At 71.0% G+C, this 23,971-nt stretch carries 18 protein-coding genes; 7 read left to right on the top strand and 11 right to left on the bottom strand.

Translation table 11 applies throughout. From position 1 onward, the window contains the following. Positions 1-116: 116 nt before the first annotated feature. From ACGFIO_RS26735 to ACGFIO_RS26720, 4 genes are all read right to left on the bottom strand, one after another. Positions 117-2,285, bottom strand: coding sequence for a diguanylate cyclase domain-containing protein (locus ACGFIO_RS26735; RefSeq protein WP_392829657.1), 2,169 nt, complete (start codon positions 2,283-2,285; stop codon positions 117-119). 726 nt (positions 2,286-3,011) lie between these two features. Then, positions 3,012-6,101: a glycine--tRNA ligase subunit beta gene (gene glyS / locus ACGFIO_RS26730; RefSeq protein ID WP_392829655.1), complete on the bottom strand. Its 3,090-nt coding sequence runs from the start codon at positions 6,099-6,101 to the stop codon at positions 3,012-3,014. 176 nt (positions 6,102-6,277) lie between these two features. After that, positions 6,278-6,967, bottom strand: coding sequence for a response regulator (locus tag ACGFIO_RS26725; RefSeq protein WP_392830014.1), 690 nt, complete (start codon positions 6,965-6,967; stop codon positions 6,278-6,280). Between the two features lie 161 nt (positions 6,968-7,128). Further along, entirely contained in the window at positions 7,129-8,259 is a 1,131-nt protein-coding gene (locus ACGFIO_RS26720) for a sensor histidine kinase (RefSeq protein WP_392829654.1), read from the bottom strand. A 133-nt stretch (positions 8,260-8,392) separates the two neighbouring features. Here ACGFIO_RS26720 and ACGFIO_RS26715 point away from each other — a divergent pair, with 133 nt between their 5' ends. Continuing rightward, positions 8,393-9,100, top strand: coding sequence for a hypothetical protein (locus tag ACGFIO_RS26715; RefSeq protein ID WP_392829653.1), 708 nt, complete (start codon positions 8,393-8,395; stop codon positions 9,098-9,100). A gap of 86 nt (positions 9,101-9,186) precedes the next feature. On the opposite strand, the gene ACGFIO_RS26710 is transcribed toward ACGFIO_RS26715, so the two are convergent. Further along, positions 9,187-10,707: a diguanylate cyclase domain-containing protein gene (locus ACGFIO_RS26710; RefSeq protein WP_392829651.1), complete on the bottom strand. Its 1,521-nt coding sequence runs from the start codon at positions 10,705-10,707 to the stop codon at positions 9,187-9,189. 88 nt (positions 10,708-10,795) lie between these two features. Between ACGFIO_RS26710 and ACGFIO_RS26705 the strand changes: the two genes are divergently transcribed. Further along, entirely contained in the window at positions 10,796-12,160 is a 1,365-nt protein-coding gene (locus tag ACGFIO_RS26705) for a UDP-glucose dehydrogenase family protein (RefSeq protein ID WP_392829650.1), read from the top strand. 158 nt (positions 12,161-12,318) lie between these two features. Beyond that, complete coding sequence (locus ACGFIO_RS26700) at positions 12,319-14,814, top strand: LamG-like jellyroll fold domain-containing protein (protein ID WP_392829649.1); 2,496 nt, start codon at positions 12,319-12,321, stop codon at positions 14,812-14,814. 3 nt (positions 14,815-14,817) lie between these two features. Here ACGFIO_RS26700 and ACGFIO_RS26695 read toward each other — a convergent pair whose 3' ends face one another. Together ACGFIO_RS26695 and ACGFIO_RS26690 are read right to left on the bottom strand one after the other, a co-directional pair. Further along, a complete protein-coding gene (locus ACGFIO_RS26695; protein ID WP_392829647.1) occupies positions 14,818-15,369 on the bottom strand; it encodes a TetR family transcriptional regulator in 552 nt (183 codons plus the stop codon). An 18-nt stretch (positions 15,370-15,387) separates the two neighbouring features. Continuing rightward, positions 15,388-16,365, bottom strand: a complete 978-nt coding sequence (locus tag ACGFIO_RS26690) for an aldo/keto reductase (protein ID WP_392829645.1) — start codon at positions 16,363-16,365, stop codon at positions 15,388-15,390. Between the two features lie 72 nt (positions 16,366-16,437). Here ACGFIO_RS26690 and ACGFIO_RS26685 point away from each other — a divergent pair, with 72 nt between their 5' ends. After that, positions 16,438-17,310 (top strand): class I SAM-dependent methyltransferase, encoded by an 873-nt coding sequence (locus ACGFIO_RS26685; RefSeq protein WP_392829643.1) that lies wholly within the window; start codon positions 16,438-16,440, stop codon positions 17,308-17,310. Here the strand turns inward: ACGFIO_RS26685 and ACGFIO_RS26680 are convergent. The 4 genes from ACGFIO_RS26680 to ACGFIO_RS26665 all read right to left on the bottom strand — a co-directional run bounded on the left by ACGFIO_RS26680 (position 17,273) and on the right by ACGFIO_RS26665 (position 20,008). Further along, positions 17,273-17,665: a DUF6461 domain-containing protein gene (locus ACGFIO_RS26680; protein WP_392829642.1), complete on the bottom strand. Its 393-nt coding sequence runs from the start codon at positions 17,663-17,665 to the stop codon at positions 17,273-17,275. The genes ACGFIO_RS26685 and ACGFIO_RS26680 overlap by 38 nt on opposite strands. 16 nt (positions 17,666-17,681) lie before the next feature. Further along, on the bottom strand, positions 17,682-18,296 hold the full coding sequence (locus tag ACGFIO_RS26675) for a DUF3455 domain-containing protein (RefSeq protein WP_392829640.1): 615 nt from the start codon (positions 18,294-18,296) through the stop codon (positions 17,682-17,684). 112 nt (positions 18,297-18,408) lie between these two features. Then, complete coding sequence (locus ACGFIO_RS26670; RefSeq protein WP_392829639.1) at positions 18,409-19,188, bottom strand: caspase domain-containing protein; 780 nt, start codon at positions 19,186-19,188, stop codon at positions 18,409-18,411. Positions 19,189-19,237: 49 nt separating this feature from the next. Further along, positions 19,238-20,008 (bottom strand): hypothetical protein, encoded by a 771-nt coding sequence (locus ACGFIO_RS26665; RefSeq protein WP_392829637.1) that lies wholly within the window; start codon positions 20,006-20,008, stop codon positions 19,238-19,240. A gap of 411 nt (positions 20,009-20,419) precedes the next feature. On the opposite strand from ACGFIO_RS26665, the gene ACGFIO_RS26660 reads away from it, so the two are divergent. The 3 genes from ACGFIO_RS26660 to ACGFIO_RS26650 are packed head-to-tail and all read left to right on the top strand — an operon-like array spanning position 20,420 to position 23,970. Beyond that, positions 20,420-22,015, top strand: a complete 1,596-nt coding sequence (locus tag ACGFIO_RS26660; RefSeq protein WP_392829635.1) for a translation initiation factor III — start codon at positions 20,420-20,422, stop codon at positions 22,013-22,015. Beyond that, positions 22,016-23,485, top strand: a complete 1,470-nt coding sequence (locus ACGFIO_RS26655; RefSeq protein WP_392829634.1) for an NADH-ubiquinone oxidoreductase-F iron-sulfur binding region domain-containing protein — start codon at positions 22,016-22,018, stop codon at positions 23,483-23,485. Next, entirely contained in the window at positions 23,485-23,970 is a 486-nt protein-coding gene (locus ACGFIO_RS26650) for a redoxin family protein (RefSeq protein ID WP_392830012.1), read from the top strand. The genes ACGFIO_RS26655 and ACGFIO_RS26650 overlap by 1 nt, the downstream gene beginning before the upstream one ends. The last annotated feature ends 1 nt before the right edge of the window (position 23,971 follow it).

Genomic DNA, 23,971 nt, shown 5'->3' with positions numbered 1-23,971 from the left:
GGCGCGCCGGCCGGGGAACCGGGCTGACATTGGCGTTCTGGCCTGTTCCCTGGTCTGCCGGTTGTTTCGGCCGGGCCTCCTCGCCCCTTCGCTGGTCTGACCCGCGGACCGGCGGATCAGGGGAGCATGCTCGGGTCGAACACCGCCTGACCGCCCGCGCACCGGGACTTGGCCCAGTACATGGCAATGTCCGCGTCCCGGACCAGCGTCTCCGCGTCCGCCTCGGCACTGTCGTCGGCCAGCGCCACGCCGATGCTGGCGGTGACCATCAGATCCCGGCCGGCCATCCGGTACGGGCGGCCGAGCGCGACCTGCAACCGCTGCGCGACCTCCGTCGGAGTGTGTCCGTCGTCCAGCGCGTCCAGCAGCACCAGGAACTCGTCGCCGCCGAACCGGCCGGCCGTGCCGTGGGTGCCCAGCTCGGCGCGGAGCCGCTCGGCCACCTCGATCAGGATCCGGTCGCCGACGGAGTGGCCGAACGTGTCGTTGATCAGCTTGAAGCCGTCCAGGTCGACGAAGAGCACGACCACGCCCGGCTTGCGGTCCACCGCCGCGGTCAGCAGCTGCATGAAGTAGGCCCGGTTGGGCAGCCCGGTCAGATGGTCGAACAGCGCACTCTCGCGCAGTTGCTCCTCGCGCTCGCGCAGCGTACCCAGAACGGCCTGATAGTCGAGGGCCACGGTCAGCAGCGCAGCCCACTGGTTGATCGGCTCGCGCCCAGTGGCCGCCTGCAGATCGACCCGGTCCACGGTCGCGAGCAGCCCCCAGTCGCGGTTGCGGACCCGCACCGGCACCACGAAGGTCAGCGCGTCCGGCTCGGCGCGGGCCGCGTCCAGGATCGCCACCGGCGGGAACCCGCTGGCCCGCACCGGCGGCAACGGCCCACCGGGCAGCGCTCCGACGATGTCCAGCATCTGATCACCGGCGCGCGGGCCGCCAGGTAGCGCGCCGACGACGTCCAGCGTCTGATCGCCGGCGCCGGCCGTCTCCGTCCACAGGCCTAGACAGCCGGCCCGCGCCGGGGTACGCCGCAGCCAGCCCAGCTGCCGCGGATCCTCCTCGTGGCTGCGCAGCAGGTCCAGGCTGATGTCGTACTGGCTGCGCAGGGCGGCCTGGAGCCGGGTCCGCTCGCGATACTGCGACCGCCCTTCGGCGCGCAGTACCTCGGGCGACCGCACCGCGTCGGCCGCACTCTCCGGAAACTCGGGCGCGGGACAACCGCACGACTCGCGAACCACCAACTCGGTAGCCACCTCATGCCGCACCGGCCCAGCCGGCAAGCCGTTGCCGCCGAGCGCCGCCGAGCTGGTCCCGTCGAGCGCCGCCGAGCTGGTCCCGTCGAGCGCCGCCGAGCTGGTCCCGTCGAGCGCCGCCGAGCTGGTCCCGTCGAGCGCCGCGGAGCCGGTCCCCGCATGCGCAGCCGAGCCAGACCCAGCCCGGGAACCACCCGGCGGCCCAGACCGAGCAACCGCCGTGACACCCGAGGAGCCGGCCCCGGCGATCTCCGCCAGCAGCACTTCGGCCGCGGTCGACCCGATCCGGACCAGCGACTGCCGCACGGTGGTCAGCCGCGGCTCGGTGAACGACGCGTCCGACAGGTCGTCGAAGCCGACGATGGCCTGGTCGTCCGGGAGCCGGCAGCCGGCCTCGGTCAGCACCCCGAGCATGCCTATCGCGTTGAGGTCGGTGCCGGTCAGCACCGCGGTCGACGGCAGGCCGGCGTCGAGCATGGCCCGCGCGGCGACCGCCCCGCCCGCCCGCTGGTTGTCGGTGGCCTCGTAGACCAGGGCCGGGTCGGGCGTGATGCCGTGCGCGAGCAGCGTCTCCCGATAGGTAGCGAACCGCTCCTGCTGGTCGAGCGCGCCCATGAAGCCGGCGAATGCGATCCGCCGATGCCCGTGCTGGATCAGATGCTCGACCGCGGCCCGCACGCCGACCCGGTTGTCGGGGAAAACGGTCGGGCAGTCCACGTCCGCGTAGTCGTGACTGACCACGACGACCGGCCGCCCCGTGGCCCGGATCTCGTTCAGATACTTGGCGCTGGCCGCGTTGACGATCACCACGAAGCCGGCAGCATGATCCCAGGCCAGAGGATGCGGCGGATGCGGCGGCTCAGCCAGTTCGAGCTGATCGGTACCCGCGTCCAGCGTCTGCACCGCGACCACAGCCGCACCCGCAGCCGCTGCGGCCTGCGCGATCCCGTCGAGCACACCGCCGAAATACCACCCACCGAGGAAGGGCGAGAGAACACCCAGGACCTGCCCGGCATCTCCACTTTCGACCATTGCGCCCCTTCCGCGGGAGTGTCCTGTGTCACTCCGTACTACGCAGAGGAGACAATACCGTCACTCGCCGCCCGGTCGATCGTTACCCATGGCCAACATGATCGCGGGCTTCCCAAACCAATCAAATTCGACGGGTACGTGCACACCAGAGCCCTGTCATCAGGGCCCACCCCCGTCGCTGGTCCCGCTCCGACCGCCCACCCCGCCGGGCCGTCCCCTGTGGTCCCGCCTCCGTCCCACCCCGCCAACAGCCCCGCCCCGCATCCACCCGTGCAGTCACCGCGCCAACAGCCCCGCCCCGCATCCACCCGTGCAGTCACCGCGCCAACAGCCGCGACTCCGCATCCACCGGTGCGCTCACCGGGCCAACAGCCGGCGCCTCGCATCCACCGCCACGTGGTCCCACCCCGCTACGGCCGCCGCCCGCATGCGACTCGAAGGAAGAGCTGGGCGCCCCAAGCCGCGGTCAAGCCCGCGCCGCCGTTGCAGGGCTGCCTCCGTCCCGTCCGGCCTCCCAGCTTGACCTCACCGATGCCGGACGACTCGACAAGCCCGGACCGGTTCCCGGACGCAGCACTTCATTCCTCCCGCCGTCTCGCCGCGCCATGCCGCACACATCCCGCCCGTCCTGCAGCGCCACGCCGCACCGTCTCGCCCGTCCCGCCGCCTCGTGCTGTGCCCGTCTGACCCATCACGCCGGGCCTTGCCGCGCCTGGGGCGCTCCGGTCAGAGGCGCAGCTGCGGCCAGTCCAGCAGCGGGTCGCCCAGGTCGCGTACCCGCGCGAGCAACCCGAGCCGGGCCGCCCGCAGCGCCGGGTCCTCGGCCATCACCAGCACGTCCTCGAAGAATCGGTCCACCGCCGACACCAGCGGCCCGGCCGTAGTCACGAAGCCGGCCAGGTCGGCCGGCGGGGGACAGGCCTCGACCGCCTCCCACAGGGCCCGGTCGGCCGGCTCGGACAGGGCATCCGGGCTGGTCAGCGTGGCCGTCCCGGCCGGGACGATGCGCCGCGCCCGGGTCAGGGCGGCGGCCAGCGCCTGGAACGCCGCGTCACCGGCCAGGGCGGACAGCTGCGCGAGGTAGGTGTCGGCCACCGCCGGCCGGTCGGCGTGCACGAGCACCGCGCGTACCCGATCGACCGGGTGTCCCTCCTCGGTGAGTTGCTGCTCCAGACGCCGGGCCAGGAACTCGCCGGCGTCGGCCAGAACTTGCGGCGTGACCTTGACCGGCTGCAGTTCGCCGGCGCGGGCCAGCGCGTCGGTCAGGCTGAGCGAGGCGAGCGCCGGCTGAGCGCGGTGCACGGCTATCAGACCGAGGACCGCCCGGCGTACGGCGAACGGATCGCTGCTCCCGGTCGGCAGACCCACCGTGGCCGCCAGCCCCGCGACCAGGTCGAGCCGGTCGGCCAGGGACAGCAGCGCACCGGGCACCGAAGCCGGCACGTCGTCACCCGCGCTGCGCGGCAGCTCACACTCGTAGAGCGCCTGCGCAACGGCCCGGCTCTCTCCGGCCTGATAGGCGTAGTCCCGCGCCATCACCCCGGCCAGACTCGTCATCTCGGTGACCAGCTGCGCCCCGAGGTCGAACTTGACCAGCTGAGCGGCCCGCTCCAAAGTCTCACCGCCGAGCCTCCTGTCACCTCCACCCGACCTCACGCCAGCGTCGTCGGACCCCAAGTCATCGTCGTCGGACCCTGCGCTGCCTCCGTTGGCGGACCCTGCGCTGCCGTTGGCGGATCCTGTGCTGCCGTTGGCGGGCCCCGTGCCTTCGTTGGCGGACCCTGTGTAGCCGTTGGCGGGGCCCACGTCGCCGTCGGTGGCGAGGGACAGGGCGAGACGGCCGATGCGGTCGGCGCGGTCGGCCATCGAGCCGAGCTTGTCGGTGAACGTGAGGCGGGCCAGCTTGGCCCGCATCTCGGCCGGCGGCGTGGCCAGGTCGGCGCGGTAGAAGAACGCCGCGTCCTCGTAGCGGGCTCGCAGCACCGCTTCGTTGCCGGTGCGCACCTGATCCACGTCGACGACCCCGTTGGCGACCGCCACGAACAGTGGGAGCAGAGCGCCGTCCGCGTCGCGCACCGGGAAATAGCGCTGGTGTTTGCGCATGACCGTGGTCAGCACCTCGGCCGGAAGCGACAGATAGCTCTCGTCGAACGAGCCGAGCAGCGGATTCGGCGCCTCGACCAGATGCGTGACCTGTTCGAGGAGCCCGGTGAGGTCGGCCCGGCCGTCGGGGTAGACCAGGTCCTGCGCTCCGGTCGAGATCAGCTCGGCGCGGTCCTCGGGGTCGGCGACGATGCCGTTCACCGAGATCGTCTCCATGAACGTCTCGGCCGACGCCACGGTCAGGATGGGCTCGGCGGCGTCCCGCAGCACCCGTGTCTCGCGTCCCGCGGCCAGCGTCGACACTGTCACCGGCACCACGTCGTCGCCGAGCAGGGCGAGCAGCCAGCGGATCGGCCGGGTGAAGGACAGCTCCGGATCGTTCCAGCGCATGTTGCGGGCCGAGCGCAGCCCCGACACCACGTCGCCGAGCACCTCGGCCAGCACCGCGCCGGCTGCCCGCCCGGTCTCGAACCGTTCCGCGTAGTGGTAGCCGTCCTCGCCGGCCAGCGCGGCCACCTCGACGCCTTGGGCGCGGGCGAAGCCGGCCAGCGCACGGTCGGGCGCACCCACCTTCGGGCCCTTGACCCGGAGGGTACGGTCGTCCTCCCGCGCCGCCACGTCGTGCACGATCGCGATCAGCCGCCGGGGTGTCACGGCCACCCGCAGGTCGCCGAAGGTCAGCCGGGTCTGGCCGAGCAGTTCGGTCAGCCGCTGTTGGAGGAAGGAGGCCGCCGCCGTGGCCGCGGCGGGCGGCATCTCTTCCGTACCGACCTCGAAGGCCAGCATCCGCGGCCGGGTCGCGCCTTCCGTGGCCGGCACCGCACGAGCCGGCGCGGGTTTCTCGACGACGCCCAGCGGATGCCCCAGTTCCTCGCGCCGCGCCACCCACAGCCGGGCCACCTCACCGGCCAGCCGGCGCATCCGCCCGAACTCCGCCGCCCGCTCGGCCGTGGACACCGCCCCGCGGGAGTCGAGGACGTTGAACGCGTGCGAGCACTTCAGCACGTACGTGTGTGCGGGCACCGGCAGCCCCGCGTCGATCATCCGCTGCGCCTCGCCCGCGTAGATCTCCAGCAGCCGCCGGTTGGCGTCGATGTCGGCGTCGTCCAGGTAGTAGCGGGACATCTCGTACTCGGCCTGCCCGAACACCTCGCCGTAGGTCACTCCGTCGGCGTACGCGATGTCCTTGAAGTGCCGTACGTCCTGCAGGGCCATCAGGATCCGCTCGATCCCGTAGGTGATCTCCACCGCGGGCGGGTCGAGGTTGAGCCCACCGGCCTGCTGGAAGTACGTGAACTGGGTGATCTCCAGCCCGTCCAGCCAGACTTCCCAGCCCAGCCCCCACGCGCCGAGCGCCGGCGACGCCCAGTTGTCCTCGACGAACCGGACGTCGTGCGCCGCCACGTCGATACCGAGCGCGGCCAGGCTGCCCAGGTAGAGCTCCTGTGCGTCGCCCGGCTCCGGCTTGAGGATCACCTGCACCTGGGTGTGGGTCTGGATCCGGTTCGGGTTTTCGCCGTACCGGGAGTCGTCGGGCCGCACACTCGGTTCGACGTACACCACCCGCCACGGCTCCGGACCCAGCACCCGCAGGAACGTGGCCGGGTTGAGCGTGCCCGCGCCTACCTCGGTATTCATCGGCTGAACGGTCAGGCAGCCCTGATCGGTCCAGTAGGCGATCAACCGGGCGAGCGCGTCCTGCATGGTGAGCATGGGACCGAAGTCTAGGCAGGCCACTCCCCGGGTATGCACCGGATTATGCCTCTCGTGGGTGACCTGTGCCGCTGCCCGGACCTGCTCTCGCCGGAGGAGAGTGAGATCAACACCGTGATCGTCGGGCGAGCGGCGACCGGCCTGAGCGCGTTCGTCTGACCCTGGTCTGCTCGCCATCACCGCTCCACGACGATCAGGCCGGTCTCGTAGGCCACGACCACCAGCTGCGCCCGGTCGCGGGCCTGGAGTTTGGTGAGCAGCCGCCCGATGTGGGTCTTCACGGTCGCGAGGCTGAGCGTCAGGTGCCGGGCGATCTCGGTGTTCGACAGACCGCGTCCGATCAGCTCGAGCACCTGCCGTTCGCGGTCCGTGATCCCCGCGAGCCGTTTGTGAAATCCTCGCGCCGGCCGCGCCTGAGCCGTGAAGGCGGCGATCAACCGCCGCGTCACCGTAGGCGCGAGCAACGCCTCACCCGACGCGACCACCCGCACTGCCGAGACCAGCTCCGACGCGCCCGCTTCCTTGAGCAGAAAGCCACTGGCTCCCGCCCGCAACGCCCCATACACGTACTCGTCAAGATCAAACGTCGTCAGCATCAGCACCCGGATGCCCGGAGCCGCCGCGCAGACCTTCTCGGTCGCCTCTATCCCATCAATGTCAGGCATCCGCACGTCCATCACCACGACGTCGGGCCGTTCGGTCACCGCCAGCCGAACCGCTTCCCGCCCGGTGCCCGCCTCAGCCACCATCTCGAAGCCCGGTGTCGAGCCGAACAACACCCGCAAGCTGTCCCGCAGCAGCGTCTGGTCGTCGGCGACAAGCACCCGAATCGGGTCGCCCGCCTCACCCCCAACCGCCTCGCTCACCGCGCCCGGCTGCGTGGCGCTGCTCACCGCGCCCGGCTGCGTGGCGCTGCTCACCGCGCCCGGCTGCGTGGCGCTGCTCACCGCGCCCGGCTGCGTGGCGCCGCTCACCGCACCGGACTGCGTGGCGCCGCCGCTCATCGCACCCAGGGGCCTGGCCGCGGTCATCGAGCACCGCCGGAAAGCGGAAGTGACGCGGTCACCGAGAACCCGCCGCCGGACGCCGGCCCCACATCGAGGCGACCACCGAACGCGGCGACCCGTTCGCGCATGCCCCGCAAACCGTGGCCGCCGGCCCCGTCCTGTCCTCTTTCCTCATCGCCCTTCGCCGGATCGATGCTCGGCTCGCTCGGCTCAGGTCCGCGATCCGCGAAGCTCGCGGCGGGCGCTGTGGCCGAGCCGTTGTCGACGACCCGGATCTCGACCAACGTAGGACCCGCGTCGATCGTCACCTTGCAGACGGTGGCCGTCGTGGCGTGACGGATCACGTTGGTCAGCGACTCTTGCACGATGCGATGAACCACCGGCCGCACCGTCGCAGGCACGGTCGCGGCACGAAGCTCGACCGCGATGCCGGTCTGCTCGACGCGGCGGATCAGCGCGTCCAGATCCAGGTCGGAGTGGGGTCCGTCGCGCAGAACCCCAATCGCCCGCCGGATCTCCACGAGTGCTTCCTTGCCCGACTCCTCGATCGTCGCCAGCGCGCCCTCCGCCTCCTCAGGCCGGGCCGACGCGACGTGCCGAGCAACGCTCGCCTTCATGGTGATCATGCTGAGGTGGTGGGCGACCGCGTCGTGCATGTCGCGGGCGATGCGCAGCCGCTCGTCGGCGACCGCGCGATCGGCTCGCTCCACGGCCTGCCGCTCCGCGAGCCTGCGACGGTGGCGCACCAGCCGGCCGATCATCCAGGGGAACACGACCGCGGGTATCGCGATCAAAGGTGCGCCCGGCCGCCAGAACCCCAGCGCCCCGGCCGCCACGAGGCCCAGCGCCGGCAGCGGGAGGGACCGTGATGTCGGTGCGGTCACACCGACCGAGTAGAGCGGCAGGGCGACGGCCACGAGTAGCACAGGTGCGGCGTACTCGGAGATGGTGCTGGACCACAACAGAGCCGTCGCCGCCCCGCCCGTCACCGCGGCGGCGAGGGCCGGCCAGGTGCTGCGGACCGCCGTCGGGACGGCGACCGCGGCCACGAGCAGCCATCGCCACCACTCCGCTGGTGCCGGCTCGCCCGCGGCGAGCCCGCACACCAGCAGCAGGATGGCTGCCACTGCGATGTCCAAGAGCTTGTTCACGCGGCCAGATTAGTGAGCGGCGCGGGCGCTGCCATCAGACCAGGGTTGGACATTCTCGGGGATGACGCGGCGCCCGAAAAGTTCCGACCCTGGTCCGACGCGGGCCGGTGGGGCGGCGAGCAAAGCTCCCTGCATGACGAACGACGGACCCGCGTTTCCCGGCGCCCGGCTCGGTGGCATCTCACTGATCCTCGGGCCCCTGTTGCTGCTGACCGGCGCCCTGTTGCGGTGGGGTGTGCCGTTCTTCTTCCCGCACCAGCTCGCTGCCTATGCGGAGCGGCCGGGGCTGATGACAGCGGCCAACGCCACCTTTTTGGCCGGGGTGATCGTGCTCTGGCCGGGCGTCGCGCTGGTGGCGAGCCGGATCGCCGCGACAAGGCCGGGCTGGGCGGTGTGGGGCGGCGCGCTGGTGATGACGGGGTTGTTCGCCCGGGCCTTCCACGGTGGGGTCAACACGTTCGCACTGGCCTTGGTGGACAGCGCCGGCACAGATGCGGCGACGCGCGCGGTCGGCAGCTATTACGCCTACCCGGAATGGATCGCGTCCAGCCTGAGCCTGAGCATCATGGCCGGTTGGATCATCCTGGCGATCGGTGGCGTGTTGTCCCAGATTCTGCGGCCGTGGCAAGCGATCGGGTTGATGCTGCCGTCCGGGCTGATGATCGGCGTGCTCAAGGGCACCGACTGGCTCACCATCGTCGAGCTGCTGGGCCTGGCGGCTGCGTTCGTCCCGTTCGGGTTGGCCGAACTGCGGAGGGCGCGCTTCCCGGCGAACAAAGCCACGTTGCCCTTGGCCTTGCTCTTCCTTGCCGCGTCGGTCGTCTTCGGTCGGTTGGGCTGAGAAGTCCGGCAAAAGGGCTGATCAGGAGCGGCGGCCTTCGCGGAAGGCGGTTGCTTGAGCGGCGCGGGGTGGGGGTGAAGGGAGCCTCAGCGGGCGAGGCGGACGCCGCCGCCGTGGCGTTTAGCTCGGTACATGGCTGCGTCGGCGCCTCTTAGGAGGTCGGGCATTCGGGGGGCGTAGTCGGGGAACAGGGCTATGCCGATGCTTGCGCCCACGACTATTTGCTGGGTGTCTACGTGGTAGGGCTCGCACAGGCGCTCGTGGATGCGCTCGGCGACCATGAAAGCCCTGTCCTCGTTCGCGTTGCGGGTGAGGAGGACGGCGAACTCGTCGCCACCCAGGCGGGCGACCAGGTCGTCGCCGCGCAGTGCTGACTGGAGGCGTTGGCCGACCTGGTGCAGCAGCACGTCGCCGGCGTGGTGGCCGGCCGTGTCGTTGACCTGCTTAAAGCCGTTGAGGTCGAGCAGCAGCAACGCCAGCTGGTCGCCGGACTCGAGGGCGGCGGCGATCGCCTGGTCGGCCCGGTCGAGCAGGTGCGAGCGGTTCGGCAAGCCGGTCAGCGCGTCGTGGAACGCCTGGTGAGTCAAGGTCTCGACGTGCGCCGCCTCGGCCTGGCGCATGCGGGCGCTGTCGACGATCAGCGCGCCCTCGACGGCCAGCTGGCGGGCCAGCGTGCGGTCGTGGCCGGTCCAGTTCCGCCGCCGGCTGCTGTCGCCGCAGATCACCATGCCCACGGGCTGGGTGCCGGCCATCAGGGGAATCGCCACGCAGGAGCGCAGGCGCATCGTGCGGGCCAGGCCGCCCGCCCGGGTCCGGGCGTCGGTCAGGTCGCTGACCAGCACGGGGCCGGCGTTCTTGATCACCTCGCTCCACAGGGGGGACGCGATCGCCGGCTCGCCGACCGCGCTCGACCGGATGGCCTCGGCCTGCTCTTCGGCCATGCCGACGCCGACCGCCCGGACGATACGGCCCTCGTTGTCGATCAGCGTGAGCGCGGCGTGCTCGGTGCGGAACGCCGCCGCCACCGTCTCGGCCAGGACCCGGCCCGCCTCCTCCACGCTCGCCGTGAACGTGCCCTCCTCGAACAGGCGCCTCGTGGCCGCGGTCACGTTCGCCACCATCTGGCGGCGGCGCTCCGCGTCCAGCGCCTGCAGCGTGGTGGCCACATGCAGGGCCAGGGCGCTGATCACGTACGGGCGAATCTCGGCCAGATCGCCGCCGGCCAGGACCAGCACACCGACCGTCTGGCCGCCCGCCCGCAGCCGGACCCCGAGCCGGTCCCGGTCGCGCAGCGGAGCACCGCCGGCGGGGGCCCGGAACACCCGGAACGCCAGGGCGCCGTCCTCCCGGTCATCGGCGGGGCCGGCGACCACGCCCAGCGTGCCCTCCTCCGGATCCAGCGCGAAGATCGTGATGTGATCGAGCCCGCACGCCCCGAGGTGCTCGTGCACCACGTCCACCAGCGGACCGATCGACGGCGTGTCCCGGGTCATGAAGTTGACCAGGTCGGTCAGCATCGCGACCTGCGGTTCCGGGGCGTGCTGCGGCTGCGGCGCCGGCGGACCGATCGCCGGGCCGGCCGGGAGCACTCCGCTACCCACCGTCATGGCAGGTAAATCGGCAATCCTGCCGTCAGCTTGAGTTGTCCGGCGTCGGCTACGGTGTCGGTTGCCGTAGCGAAAGGGGACGACTGTCATGAAGGTGTGCGTGGTCGGCACGGGCTACGTGGGGCTCACCACCGGGGTCAGCCTGGCGTTCCTGGGACACGACGTGACCTGCGTCGACCTGGATGAGCGCAAGGTCGAGATGTTGCGCGCCGGCCGGTCGCCGATCTACGAGCCGCACATGGAGGCCCTGCTCGGCGAGGCGTCGGAGCGGCTCAGCTTCACGACCGACTATGCCGACGGCGTTCCGGACGCCGACGTGGTCTTCATCGCGGTGCAGACACCCTCGCTGCCGGACGGAAACCCGGATCTGCGTTACCTGAGCGGGGCCGCGGAAACCGTCGGACAGCACATTTCGGGCGATTTCACCGTGGTGGTCAACAAGTCGACCGTACCGATCGGCAGCAGCAACTGGGTCGACTCGATCCTGCGTGAGGCGTTCGAGCGCTCGCACGGCCGGCGGGCCGACGGCGAGTTCACCGTGGCGTCGAACCCCGAGTTCCTGCGCGAGGGCGTGGCGATCTTCGACTCGCTCTACCCGGACCGGATCGTCGTCGGCTCGGACCATCCGCGTGGCCTCGACGTGCTGCACCAGCTCTACCGAGCCGTGCTCAACCAGACCTTCACGCCGCCGTCGTTCCTGCCCCGGCCGGGTGAGGTCGGCGCCGTACCCATGGTCTCCACCGATCTTGCCTCCGCAGAGCTGATCAAGTACGCGGCCAACGCGTTCCTGGCCACCAAGATCAGCTTCATCAACGAGGTCGGCCGGCTGGCCGGCAAGGTCGGCGCTGACGTGACCCAGGTGGCGCGGGGCATCGGCCTGGACGCCCGGATCGGCCCGCGCTTCCTGGAGCCGGGAGTCGGCTGGGGTGGCTCGTGCTTCGGCAAGGACACCGCGGCGCTGATCACCACGGCCGAGGAGTACCACCACGACATGCCGATCGTCCGGGCCGCCCGCGAGGTGAACCGGCAGCAGCGCTCGGTGGTCGTCGACCAGCTCCTGGGTGAGCTGCGGATCCTCAAGGGACGCAAGATCGGCGTGCTCGGGCTGGCGTTCAAGCCGGACACCGACGATCTGCGCGACTCGCCGTCGGTGGACATCGCCCGTCAGCTGATCTCGCGGGGTGCCCGGGTCACGCTGCACGACCCGGTGGCCGGGGAGCGGTTCCGGGCGGAGCAGCCGGATCTGGCCGGTCAGCTCGCCGACTCGATCGACGAGGTGTTCGACGACGCCGACGCCGTGGTCCTGGTGACCAAGTGGGACCAGTACCTGGAGCTGGACTGGGGCAAGTTCGCCGGGATCATGCGCAAGCCGGTGCTCCTGGATGGACGACACTGCCTGGACGCCGCCCGCCTGGAGCGGCTCGGCTATCGATACCTGACGACAGCGGGATAAAACGAAGTAATAAAACATCGAACCTTGACGTTGCCTGCGCAACATTGTTGAAATGTGTTTGCTCATGGCCGTCCAAGAGCGCTCCCGATGAGTTGTGTCGGGAGCGCAGCTGGGTGCTGCCCGCGTACCGAACAACGCGAGAGAAGGGACCCACCTCGATGCATACGAGACGACGGCGCGCGCTGGCCGCGACCGCCGCCGCGACCCTCGCCGTGGCCGGCTTAGCCGCGCCCGCCGGCCCGGCCGACGCCGCCCCGGCCTGGCACAAGGGGACGCCACCGATCTCCACGCCGTGGACCGACGAGGTCGGCCCGGACAACGCCCTCCCGGACTACCCGCGCCCGCAGCTGACCCGCGACGCGTGGCAGAACCTGAACGGTGTCTGGCAGTTCGCCAAGGCCAACGCCGGTGAGGCGCCGCCGGTCGGCCGGGCGCTGGGCGAGCGCGTGCTGGTCCCGTACCCCATCGAATCGGCTCTTTCCGGCATCCAGCGGCATGAGGACCGGATGTGGTACCGCCGGACCTTCACCGTCCCGGCCGCCTGGCAGGGGCAGCGGCTGGTCCTGCACTTCGGCGCGGTCGACTACGACGCCAAGGTCTACGTCAACGGCACGCAGGTCGCCACCCACCGCGGCGGATACGACGGCTTCGACGTGGACGTCACCAACGCGCTGAAGGGCAAGGGCCCGCAGGAGCTCATCGTCTGGGCCGAGGACCTGGTCGACGCGACCGGGCAGCCGATCGGCAAGCAGCGCCGGCAGTCCGATCGGGGCATCTTCTACCTGGGCAGCTCCGGCATCTGGCGGACGGTGTGGATGGAGCCCGTCCCGGCGTCCAGCATCGCGAGCCTGAAGACCACGCCGGACATCACCGCCGGGGCGCTCAAGCTCACCGCGCGGACCGTGAACGGCTCGGGGTTGACCGTCAAAGCCGTCGCCCGGAACGCCAACGGCGGCATCGTCGGCCAGGTCACCGGCCCGGCCGACACGCAGCTGACGTTGCCCGTACGCAACCCGAAGCTGTGGTCGCCGGACAACCCGTACCTCTACACGCTCGAAGTTCAGCTGCTCAGCGGCACGACGCCGGTGGACACCGTCGGCTCGTACTTCGGCCTGCGCGAGGTCAGTAAGAAGGCCGGCGCCGACGGCAAGCTGCGGATCGCGCTCAACGGGCAGATCCTGTTCAACCTGGCCACCCTCGACCAGGGCTTCTGGCCCGACGGCCTGTACACCGCGCCGACCGACGACGCGCTCAAGTTCGACCTCGAGGCGCACAAGCGGCTCGGGTTCAACGCCGTCCGCAAGCACATCAAGGTCGAGCCCGACCGCTGGTTCTACTGGGCCGACAAGCTGGGCCTGATGGTCTGGCAGGACATGCCGTCGTCGAACACCGGCCCGATCCCGGCCGAGTGGCGCGCCCAGTTCGAGGCCGAGCTGCACAAGATGGTGGCCGACCACGACAGCTGGACCTCGATCGTCGGATGGATCCCGTTCAACGAGGGCTGGGGCGAGTGGTCCCGCGAGGACACCGGCCGGATCGCCGACGCGGTCAAGGCCCAGGACCCGACCCGGCTGGTGAACGCCCACAGTGGTGTGAACTGCTGCAACTCGCACGGTGACTCCGGTCGGGGCGACGTCATCGACTGGCACGAATACAACGACGGCGGTCCCGCGTCGCCGGCACCGGACGCCGTACGCGTGTCGATCGACGGTGAGCACGGCGGTTTCGGCCTCGAGGTGCCCAACCATATGTGGTTCGGCGAGGGGCACGGCTACGCCGACCTGTTCCCGGACTCGGAGTCGCTGACCCGGCGCTACGTGACCAACGAGCAGGACACGATCCAGACCGCCCAGCGGTGTGGCATCAGCGGTTCGATCTACACCCAGATCACCGACGTCGAGCATGAGGTCAACGGCTTCTTCACGTACGACCGGCAGGTCGAGAAGATGGACTTCACGAAGGTGCGCAACATCAACAAGCGCATCATCCGTGAGGCCGACGGTTCGGCCGCCAACACGCCGCAGCCGCCGCCCGGCACCCCGGGCCTCGACGGCGTGGCGGTCTACCCGCTGGACGGCAACGCCGAGGACACGGCCGGCAACCACGACGGCACGCTGGTCGGCAACCCCGGCTTCGTGGCCGGCCACAAGGGCCAGGGCGTCGACCTGAACGGCAGCACCCAGTTCGTCGACACCGGCGCCCCGGTGCTGGACACGTCGTCCGACTACAGCGCCTCGGCCTGGGTCAAGCTGGACAAGGCCGACGGCGCCTTCCAGACCGTGGTCAGCCAGGACGGTCCGTCCAACAGCGACTTCTTCCTGCAGTACTCGGGACAGAATCAGCGCTGGGCGATGAGCTTCGCCGGTGTCCGGGCGCTCGGCCCGGTCAAGCCGGACGTCGGCCGCTGGTACCACCTGGTCGGCGTGCGTGACTCGGTCAAGGGCGAGCTGCGGCTCTACGTCGACGGTCAGCCGGCCGGCACGGCGAGCGCCTGCCTGAGCTCGTCCACCCCGACCGGCAACACGGTGATCGGTCGCGGCAAGTACGGCGGCAACCAGGTCGACTTCCTGGACGGCGTGGCCGACCAGGTGCACCTGTACGACCGGGCGCTCTCGGCCACCGAGATCAAGGCGCTGTACGACCAGGAGAAGTAGTACCTAGCGATCCCGGCCGGGACGAAGCCCCTCGATGACCAGCGTGCAGACGCGGTCGAGGAGTTCGTCCCGGTCGGGTCGTTCCCAGTCGTCCGCGTGGGCCGGGTGGTGGAACGTGGCGGTGGCCTCGAAGACGGTCCGGGCCCCTTCCGCCGAGCCGACGATCTTGGTGAGCTGGAGCAGCAGCTGGTCGAGGTGCTCGGCCGCCATCGCACTGTGCTCCTGCGCCAGAACCCGGTAGGTGGCGAACAGCTCCGGATCGCCGACCGCCGCGTCCCGTTTCGCGTGGTAGAGCGCCACGAGCCAGGTACGCAGCCGCTCTTCCCAGGGGAGATCGGAGGTCGCGATCGCGTCCAGGCCGGCGTACATCCGGCTCACCCAGCGGCGGGTCACCTCCTCGCGGAGCGCCGCCTTGGACGGGAAATGCCGGTACACCGCCGCGTGGCTGACCCCCAGCGACCGGGCGACGTCGACCACTGTCGCCTTGGCCGGACCGAAGCGCCTCAGGGCGTCCTCGGCGGCGAGCATGATCGTCTCAGCGTCCAGGGCGGCCATCCCCGCGACCATAGCGCGTCAGCGTTCGCTGTCCAGCGACGCCATCAGCGGCGCGGGGTAACGGTCACCGGCGACCGCGTCCGCGGGCACGGCGTCCTCGATCGCGGCCAGCTCGGCCCCGGTCAAGGCCAGGCCGGCCGCGGTCAGGGCCTCGGTGATCCGGTCCGGGCGGCTCGCCCCGACCAGCGCCACGATGTGGTCGCCGCGGGACAGCACCCACGCGATGGCCAGCTGCGCGATGGTCACGCCACGCTGTTCCGCGAGCGGCCGCAGCCGTTCGACCAGGGCCAGGTTGGCGGGCAGGTTGTCGCCCTGGTGGCGGGGGGAGTGGTCGAACTTGCCGGCCGCGTACGCACCGGTGAGCAGACCGTGGGCCAGCACGCCGTACCCGGTCACGCCGATCCCGAGCTCCCGGCAGGTGGCCAGGATCTCGCGCTCCGGGCCCCGGCTGAACAGCGAGTACTCGATCTGCAGGTCGGCGATCGGGTGCACGGCGTGGGCCCGCCGGACGGTCTCGGGGCCGACCTCGGACAGCCCGACGTGCCGGACGTAGCCGGCCTGGACCATCTCGGCGATCGCACCGACGGTGTCCTCGATCGGCACCTGGGGGTCGAGCCGGGCCGGGCGGTAGATGTCGACGTGGTCGGTGCCGAGGCGCTGCAACGAGTAGGCAAGGGCACTCTTCAGGTACGCCGGACGAGCATCTGTGCCGACGAACCGCCCGGCCGGGTCGCGCAGGCCGCCGAACTTGTCGCTGATCACCACGCGGTCCCGGTCGCCGGCCCGCAGCGCCTGCCGGATCAGCCACTCGTTGTGCCCGTTGCCGTAGAAGTCGCCGGTGTCGATCAGCGTGACGCCGGCGTCGACGGCCGCGCGGATCGTCGCCACGCTGTCCCGGTCGCGGGCCGGGTCGAGCTCGCCGAGCGACATCGGCCCGCAGCCGAGCCCGATCGACGGCACGAGCGGCCCGTCCTGTCCCAGTCTCCTGTTGTCCACACGGCGACCTTAAATCCACAGGTTACAGATTTCAAGTTCTGTAACCAGTAATCAGCCGATACCGTTGCCGGCATGGGTGACAAGTGGTCGGCGTGGCTGATGGGGCGGCGTGACGGGGGCGATCCCGGGGTACGCCGAGACCACCATCCGGCGCTCGTGCGGTTTCGTGACGGCGTGCTCCAGCGGGCCGCCGTGCGAGAGGGTGACGTCGTGCTCGACGTGGGCACCGGGACCGGGCTGATCGGGTTCGGGGCGCTCGAGCAGGTCGGCGCGAGCGGGCGGGTGATCTTCAGTGACGTGTCCGAGGCGCTGCTGGACGAGTGCCGGCGGCAGGCCGGTGACGATGCGCGGTGCGAGTTCGTGCGGGCCTCGGCCGACGACCTGGCCGGGATCGCCGACGGGTCGGTCGACGTCGTCACCACGCGGTCGGTGCTGATGTATCTGCCGGACAAGGGCAAGGGCTTCCGCGAGCTGGCGCGGGTGCTGCGGCCGGGCGGGCGGCTCGCGGTGTTCGAGCCGATCAACAGCTTCGCGGTACGCCGGGGCATCCGGCTGTTCGGGTTCGACCTGGCGCCGGTGGATGATCTGGTGGCGAAGTTGCTGACCGCGTACCGGAACGAAGGGGTGATCGCCGACTTCGACGAACGGGACCTGCTGCGATGGGCCGGTGAGGCCGGATTCACGGCGATCGAGCTGGATTACCGGGCCGAGGTGGAGGTGCCGGAGCCGCCGCTGTCGGCCGGCTGGGAGCGGCTGCGGCGGACGGCGCCCAATCCGCTGGCGCCGACCTACGAGGAGGCGATCGCGCGGACGATGACCGTCGAGGAGGCGGCGCGCTTCGAGGCGTACATCAAAGATCTGATCGACCAGGGTGCCCCACGCGCCAGCACGATGGGAACCGCCTACCTCAAGGCCGTCCGGCCGGATCCTCCAGCAGGCCCGTGACCCGCTCGGCCAGGAGCAGGGCGCGTGCGTCGGCGTCGCGCCAGCTGTCGTCGGACTCGTCGTCGGGCGGGCGCAGGCCGAGCGCGGTCATCAGGTGCGAGAGCCGGGCCGGGTCGGTGCCCCACGTGGTCTCCGGCGCGGGGTAACCCGGATCGAACGCGACGATCGTCTCGCCGGCGACGGCGTACGAGAAATGGCTCGTGCCGGGGCCGCGCGACACCGTGACCGTCTCCAGCGTCTCCCGGGAAGGGGCGGCGCGACTGACCGACCAGCCCGTGTCGTCCTTGACGTACACGAGTTCGTAGCTCTCACCGAGCCGGTCGGCCAGGGCGCGCGCGTCCGCGAGGTCCTTCACGCCACCAGGGTAGTGATCAGGCCTTCTTGAAGAAGCGGTAGTCGGCGGTGTACTTGACCGCGGTGGTCTGGCCCGCCGTGCACGCGCCGGCCGGGGCCACGCCGCCCTTGGTGTTCAGCCGCTGCACGAAGGTCACGCCGGCGAAGACGCCGGTCTGGGCGCGGGCCGGGTCCAGGGTCTTCGCGGTGATCAGCAGCTGCGCGATGCTGTTCGGGTTGGGCGACGGCGCCGACACCGGCGAGGTGCCCTCGACCAGGCTGCCGTCCGAGTCCGACTGCCAGCTCGGGCCGCGGAAGTGAATCGCGGTGGCCGGCTTGACCGGCTTGAGGGACAGGCCGGTGAGCACTGCGGCCGGCTCGAGCAGCGCCCACGCGCCACTGCTGTTGCAGCCGTAGTTCTGCACCCCATGTGCCTTGAACACCGAGGTCAGCACGTTGCCGTCGGGCACCGCGATGGCGGGCGGCACATCCGGCTTGCCGCCCAGGAAGCTGTCGGCCTGGGCCGAGGAGGACGAGGCGGCCGGCGCGGCCACCGGGGTCTGGCCGGCGAACGACACCCCGGCCGTGACGCCGATCATGGCGATGGCGGCGGCACCGACGCCGGCGACGATGCGGAACGTGCGCTTCTGCATTGGTGAGACCCCTGACGTTCGAGCGTGCGAGCAAGCGAGCGCCCCGAACCTTAGAGACTGTCGCCTTAGGACAGGCATAAGTTTGTGCGTTTTTTGCCTTAGGCGCTAACCGTCAAAGGACCGGCCACCCCTTCTGGGTGCTGCTGCCGGACAGCGCCGGCGACTGCGGATAGTCCTGGCTGGGCAGCGCTTCGGCGATCCGCGCGCTCCAGTCGCGGTAGGTCGCACCGGCCGGCAGCTCGCTCAGGGCTTTGAGCGCGAAGTAGGTGAACGCGCCGTTCGGCCGACCCCCGAAGTGGGCGTCGTAGCTGAACTCGATGTCCGCGCAGCCCGACATCAGCAGCGCCGCGTTGCGTGGGCGCCCGGCCGCGATCCGGGGCAGCCGGGCCGCCCGGGCCGCCTCGTCGGGGGTCAGGAACACCGACGGCGGCAGGAACTTGACCTTGTCGGCGTCGTGGCGGGTGGACGGCGCGAACCGGGCCACCGAGCCGGAGTGGCAGGAATCCGAGATCATCACCACGCGTACGCCGCGGGCCCGGTCGCTGAGGATGTCGTACAGCTCGTCGTCGAGCAGCGGGCCCTTCTCGGCGATGTCCCACGGGCAGAGCGCCTCGTCCCGCCCGTCCGGCTCGTCCCCGTTGTCGTCGCGGACCCAGGTGCCGTGCCCGGAATAGGTGATCACGATGTCGTCGCCGTGGCCGGCCCCGCCGATCAGCCCGCGCATGGCCGCCCGCATGGCCCCGCCGGTGGCCTGCCCGTCGAGCATGAGCTCGATCTCGAAGCCGCGCCGGGTCAGCTCGGCCGCCCAGTCGTTGGCGTCGTTGACGCAGCCGGCCAGATCGCTGCCGGTGCCCGGATAGTCGTTGATGCCGATGCACAGTCCCCGTCTCATCCGCACAGGATCGCGCACCGGCCGGGGTCACCGCCGTCAACCAGGTGACTCAGTACCGCACGTACCCCGGCATCTGCGGGCGCTGGGGGCGCTTGGGCCGGTTCCGCATCCGGATCCGCAGCAGCAGCCCGACGCCGATGAAGACCAGGATGGCGCCGACGATCAGGCCCGGGCCGAGCAGGCTGGGCGTGCTGTCCTGGCCGGCGGCGAGTTCGGTGTCGCTCCGCGAAGGTGATGGCGGGGGTACGGCCGCGGGCTCCTCCTCGTCGCCCGGCTCGCTGGGCGAGGGGGAAGGCGACGGTGACGGTGACGGCTTCGCGACGCCCGAGATGTCGCTGGTGGCATCGGCCTTCTGCAGCAGCGTCCCGCGCGCGTCGAACGCCTCCGACTCGAAGGTCACCTCGCCGTCGGGCGCGCCGCCGGTCACCGAGACCAGATAACGGCCGGTCACGGTACGCCCACGGCACAGCTGGCCGGGGTCGAACTGGGTGTCGGTGATCCGGGTCCGGTCACCCTCGGCCCGCGTCTGGGTCGGGAACGTGCCGTCCTCCTCGACCCGGTTCACCCGTACCTGATCGGGGTCGGCTCCTTCCACCCCGACCAGCAGCGACCACCGGACCTTCTGGCAGCGCCCGGGGTTGTCGGTGGACACGACGACCTCGACGACGTCCGGGTCGTCGCCGGCCTTGAACTCGTCCGGCACCTTCGTCACCTTCAGATCCACTCCGTCGACCTCGGCCTGAGCCGGAGCGGGCAGCAGAGCCGTAGTCAACAGGGTGAGCGCGACCGAGAGCAGCAGGGCAGCACCACGATGCCGCACAGCAATCATCTCCTTACGCAGCGGAGTCACAGTCACCGGCACAACAGGTAGTTCGCACGACCCGGAGGATTGGTTCACCGGGTGGCCCGGGTCACCACCGGACGGCACCTTATTTTTGCCTTAGCTGACCGTTGCGTTTCCATGTCTCCGCAGCTCAGAGGCACTGCCCGGGAGTGGGGTAGCAGGGCCGGGCAAGAAGGTCGGGAAACTTCTCGGAGTTGGTTCATCCGAACACGGCTGGCTTCCGTAGATGGGGGAGGGCACGAACAGGCCGCAACGCAGGGTGCAAACGGGCAAAGGAGTGACGCGGCCGCCCCGGCCCCCCAGAACTGAAGCGCGGGGCATCCCCCACGGATGCCGGTGTACCGAACGCCCCGAGGGACACAGACCGCTGCGGAGAACGAGGAGTCAATGGCTCGCACGAGGTACAACGAACGACCCGACAACCGGCCGGAGCCGGTGGCGGTGGATGCCACCGGCGGACGCAAGCCACCGCCGAAGTGGTCGGTCGCCGTGTTGGCGATCTGCATCCTGACGGCCGTCTGGGCCGCGTCGATGCTGACACCGTTCGGCCGGGTCGGGTACTACTACTTCTTCGCGTACTCCGAGTTCTACATGGGCGTGCTGACCCTCGTGTCGCTGTCCATCACGATCATGGTCGGGCTGGTCTCCACCGACCGTCTCGTGCTCTCCATCCGGCAGCGCGTGCTGCTCCAGTCCGCGCACCGCACCACCGGCGTCATCGCGGTCACCTCGCTGGTCGCCCACGTGTGGACGAAGTTCATGGAAGAGCACATCGGCCTGATCGACTTCATCCCGATCCTGTCGTCGTTCAACAACTTCTACGTCGGGCTGGGCACCCTGTCCGGGTGGGTGCTGCTGCTGGTGACCTGGACCGGTCTGGCCCGGGCCCGGTTCATCGGCCGGGGCAAGCCGTGGATGTGGCGCTCGATCCACTCGATCTCGTACCTGATGTGGCCGCTCGCCCTGATCCACGGCCTCGGCGCCGGCCGCCCGGCCGCCACCTGGGTCACCGTCAGCTACATCGTCTGCGTGCTGGGCGTGCTGATCGGCCTGGCCGTCCGTCTCTCGGTCAGCCTCAACCGCAAGAAGGACTTCTCCTCCACCTCCACCGGTTCGATGAAGCCGGTCGGCGCGGTTGTGCCCACCGCCGCCGCCCCGGCGCCCCGGCGCAAGCGTCGCGAGGAGCCCGAGCCGCCCTCGGTCGAGACGTTCAAGCCGGCCACCCCGCGCCCGCCGGTGATGGCCCCGCCGGCCAGTGGCATGCCGGCCAGCGGGATGCCCGCCAGCGCGATGCCGGCCAGCGGCATGCCGTCGAGCTCGATGCCGATCAGCAGCAACCCGATCAGCCCGATGCCGTACGACGACGAGGGGTACGGCCGCCGGGGTGGGCGCCGCCGCGCCGACGAGCGCTACGACGAGCCGACCGGCGCCATGTCCCGTCGTGCCATGGAGTCCTACGACGAGCCCACCGGCCAGATGTCCCGCCGCGGGCGTGAATACTACGACGAGCCCACCGGCCAGATGTCGCGGCGGGCGATCGAGGACGAGCGTTACCGCTACGAGGACGAGGCTCCCCGCCGCCGCCGGTACGCCGACGATGACGACGACCGCTACGACGACGCCCCCCGCGGCCGCCGCGGCGACTACCGCACCGGCGAGTTCGAGACCTACGACGCCCCGCGCCGCTCCCGGCGAGAAGGGCGTGACGACGTCGACCGGGCCGACTCCGGCCGGCACAGCCGCAGCGAGTTCGTCGACCTCGCCCCGCAGTCCGAGGGCTGGCGCGGCCGCAGCGACCCGAACTTCATGGAGCCCGACGAGACCCCCACGCTCGTCGACATGGCTTCCCGCCGCGCGCGCCGCCAGGCGCAGCAGGCGGAACCGATCCGGCCCCGGGGTGGCCGGCGCGATCGGGTCAGCGGTGGGGACGAATCGCTCGACGACGCGCAGTACTGGCGTCAGCTCAGGGGAGAGGCTCGGTAGGTGAGTTCGTCGCAGGTCCCGCCGGTCACCAGCATCGGCACACCGCGCATCACCGCGGGCTTCGACGAGTACGGCCGGCTCGACCTCGCCGCACATCAGGAAGTTCACGGCGGGTTCGCGCAACTGTCCTCCGGCGAGCTCATCGGGCTCGCCGACCGGATCGAACTCCGCGGCCGCGGCGGCGCCGGGTTCCCGTTCGCCCGCAAGGTACGCGCCGTCCTCGACTCGTGCCGGCGTCAGGACCTGCCGCCGGTGATCGTCGTCAACGCCACCGAGGGCGAGCCGCCCTCGTGGAAGGACAAGGCGATCCTCACCCGGGGACCGCACCTGATCCTGGATGGCGCCGCCCTCGCCGCCGCCGCCCTCGACGCCGAAGAGATCGTGATCGGCGTCGCCGACGACAACATCGGCCAGGACTCGCTGGCCGCGGCGCTGGCCGAGCGCCGGATGCCGGTGCCGACCCGGATCGTCGTGGTGCCCCACCGGTTCATCTCCGGCGAGGGCGGCGCCCTGGTCCGCGGCATCAACGGCGAGGCCCACATCCCGCCCGGCCGCAAGGTGCGCTCCAGCGACAACGGCGTGATGGGCCTGCCCACCCTGCTGTCCAACGCCGAGACCTACTCGCAGCTGGCCATCGCCGCCCGGCTCGGGCCGTGGGAGTACAACGCGGTCGGCATCCCCGAGGAGCCCGGCACGGTCATGCTGACCGTGGGCGGCTCGGCCAGCTCGCCCGCCGTCATCGAGGCACCCACCGGCACCTCGCTGATGGACGTGCTCAACATGTGCGGCGCCGACATCGGCCCCGGCCTGCTGGTCGGCGGCTACCACGGCAAGTGGATCAGCGCCGAGGCGGCCGAGACGGTCACCATCTCGCGCAAGGGCTTCGCCGCGGTCGGCGGCACGCTGGGCGCCGGCATGCTCATCCCGATCGGCTCGGCCACCTGCCCGCTGGGCGAGGCCGCGCAGGTCGTGCAATACCTCGCCGGCGAGTCGGCCGGCCAGTGCGGCCCGTGCCGGATGGGCCTGCCCGACCTGGCCCGCGCGGTGACGCTGGTCGCCCTGGGCGGCAGCGCCCTCGAACACGTACGCGCGGCGGCCGGCGTGGTCAAGGGCCGGGGCGCGTGCAGCCACCCCGACGGCACGTCCCGGTTCGCGCTGTCGGCGCTGGAGGTGTTCGCCCGCGACGTCGAGGCCCACGCCAACGGCGAGGGCTGCGGCAAACAGGTGCGGGGCGTTCTGCCGCTGCCCTACCAGGCCGAGCAGGGCGCGCGGAAGCTGGCCGTGGACTGGTCGCGCTGTGACGGGCACGGGCTGTGCTCGGCCGTCGCCCCCGAGATCATCCGGCTCGACGCGAACGGGTTCCCGGCCTTCCCGCAGACCCCGCTGCCGCCGTGGCTGGAGAACGGCGCCCGCAAGGCGGTCAACGTCTGCCCGGCGCTCGCGCTGCGGCTGGAGGGAGCTCCGAAGTGATCCGCAAACTGCTCGCCGTCCTGGTGCTGTTCTCGCTGGCCGCGTGCGGAACCACGGCCAAGGCCACGCCGGCCGCACCCGCGACGGGCGTCCTGTCGTTCACCGGCACGACCCTGGACGGCAAGCAGTTCGACGCGGCCACGCTGGCCGGGAAGCCCGCGCTGCTCTGGTTCTGGGCGCCGTGGTGCGCGACCTGCGCGGGTCAGGCCAGCTCGGTGCAGGAGATCCAGCAGGAGTACGCCGGAAAGCTCGGCGTCCTCGGTGTCGCCGGCCTCGGCAGCAACGCCGAGATGCACGAGTTCGTCAGCGACCTGGAGATCCCCGATGTCCGCACCCTCGACGACCAGGCCGGGGCGGTGTGGCGGAAGTTCGGCATCACCCAGCAGAGCACGTACGTGCTGGTCGACGCGGCCGGTAAGGTGGTCACCAGCAGCTATCTGGACTCGGTGGACCTGCCGGCCAAGGTGAAGACCCTGGTGGGCTGAA

The sequence above is a fragment of the Actinoplanes sp. NPDC049265 genome (assembly GCF_043197135.1).
Lineage (GTDB): Bacteria > Actinomycetota > Actinomycetes > Mycobacteriales > Micromonosporaceae > Actinoplanes.
Note: the sequence above shows the minus strand (reverse complement) of the source record. Positions and strands in the feature narration are given on the sequence as shown.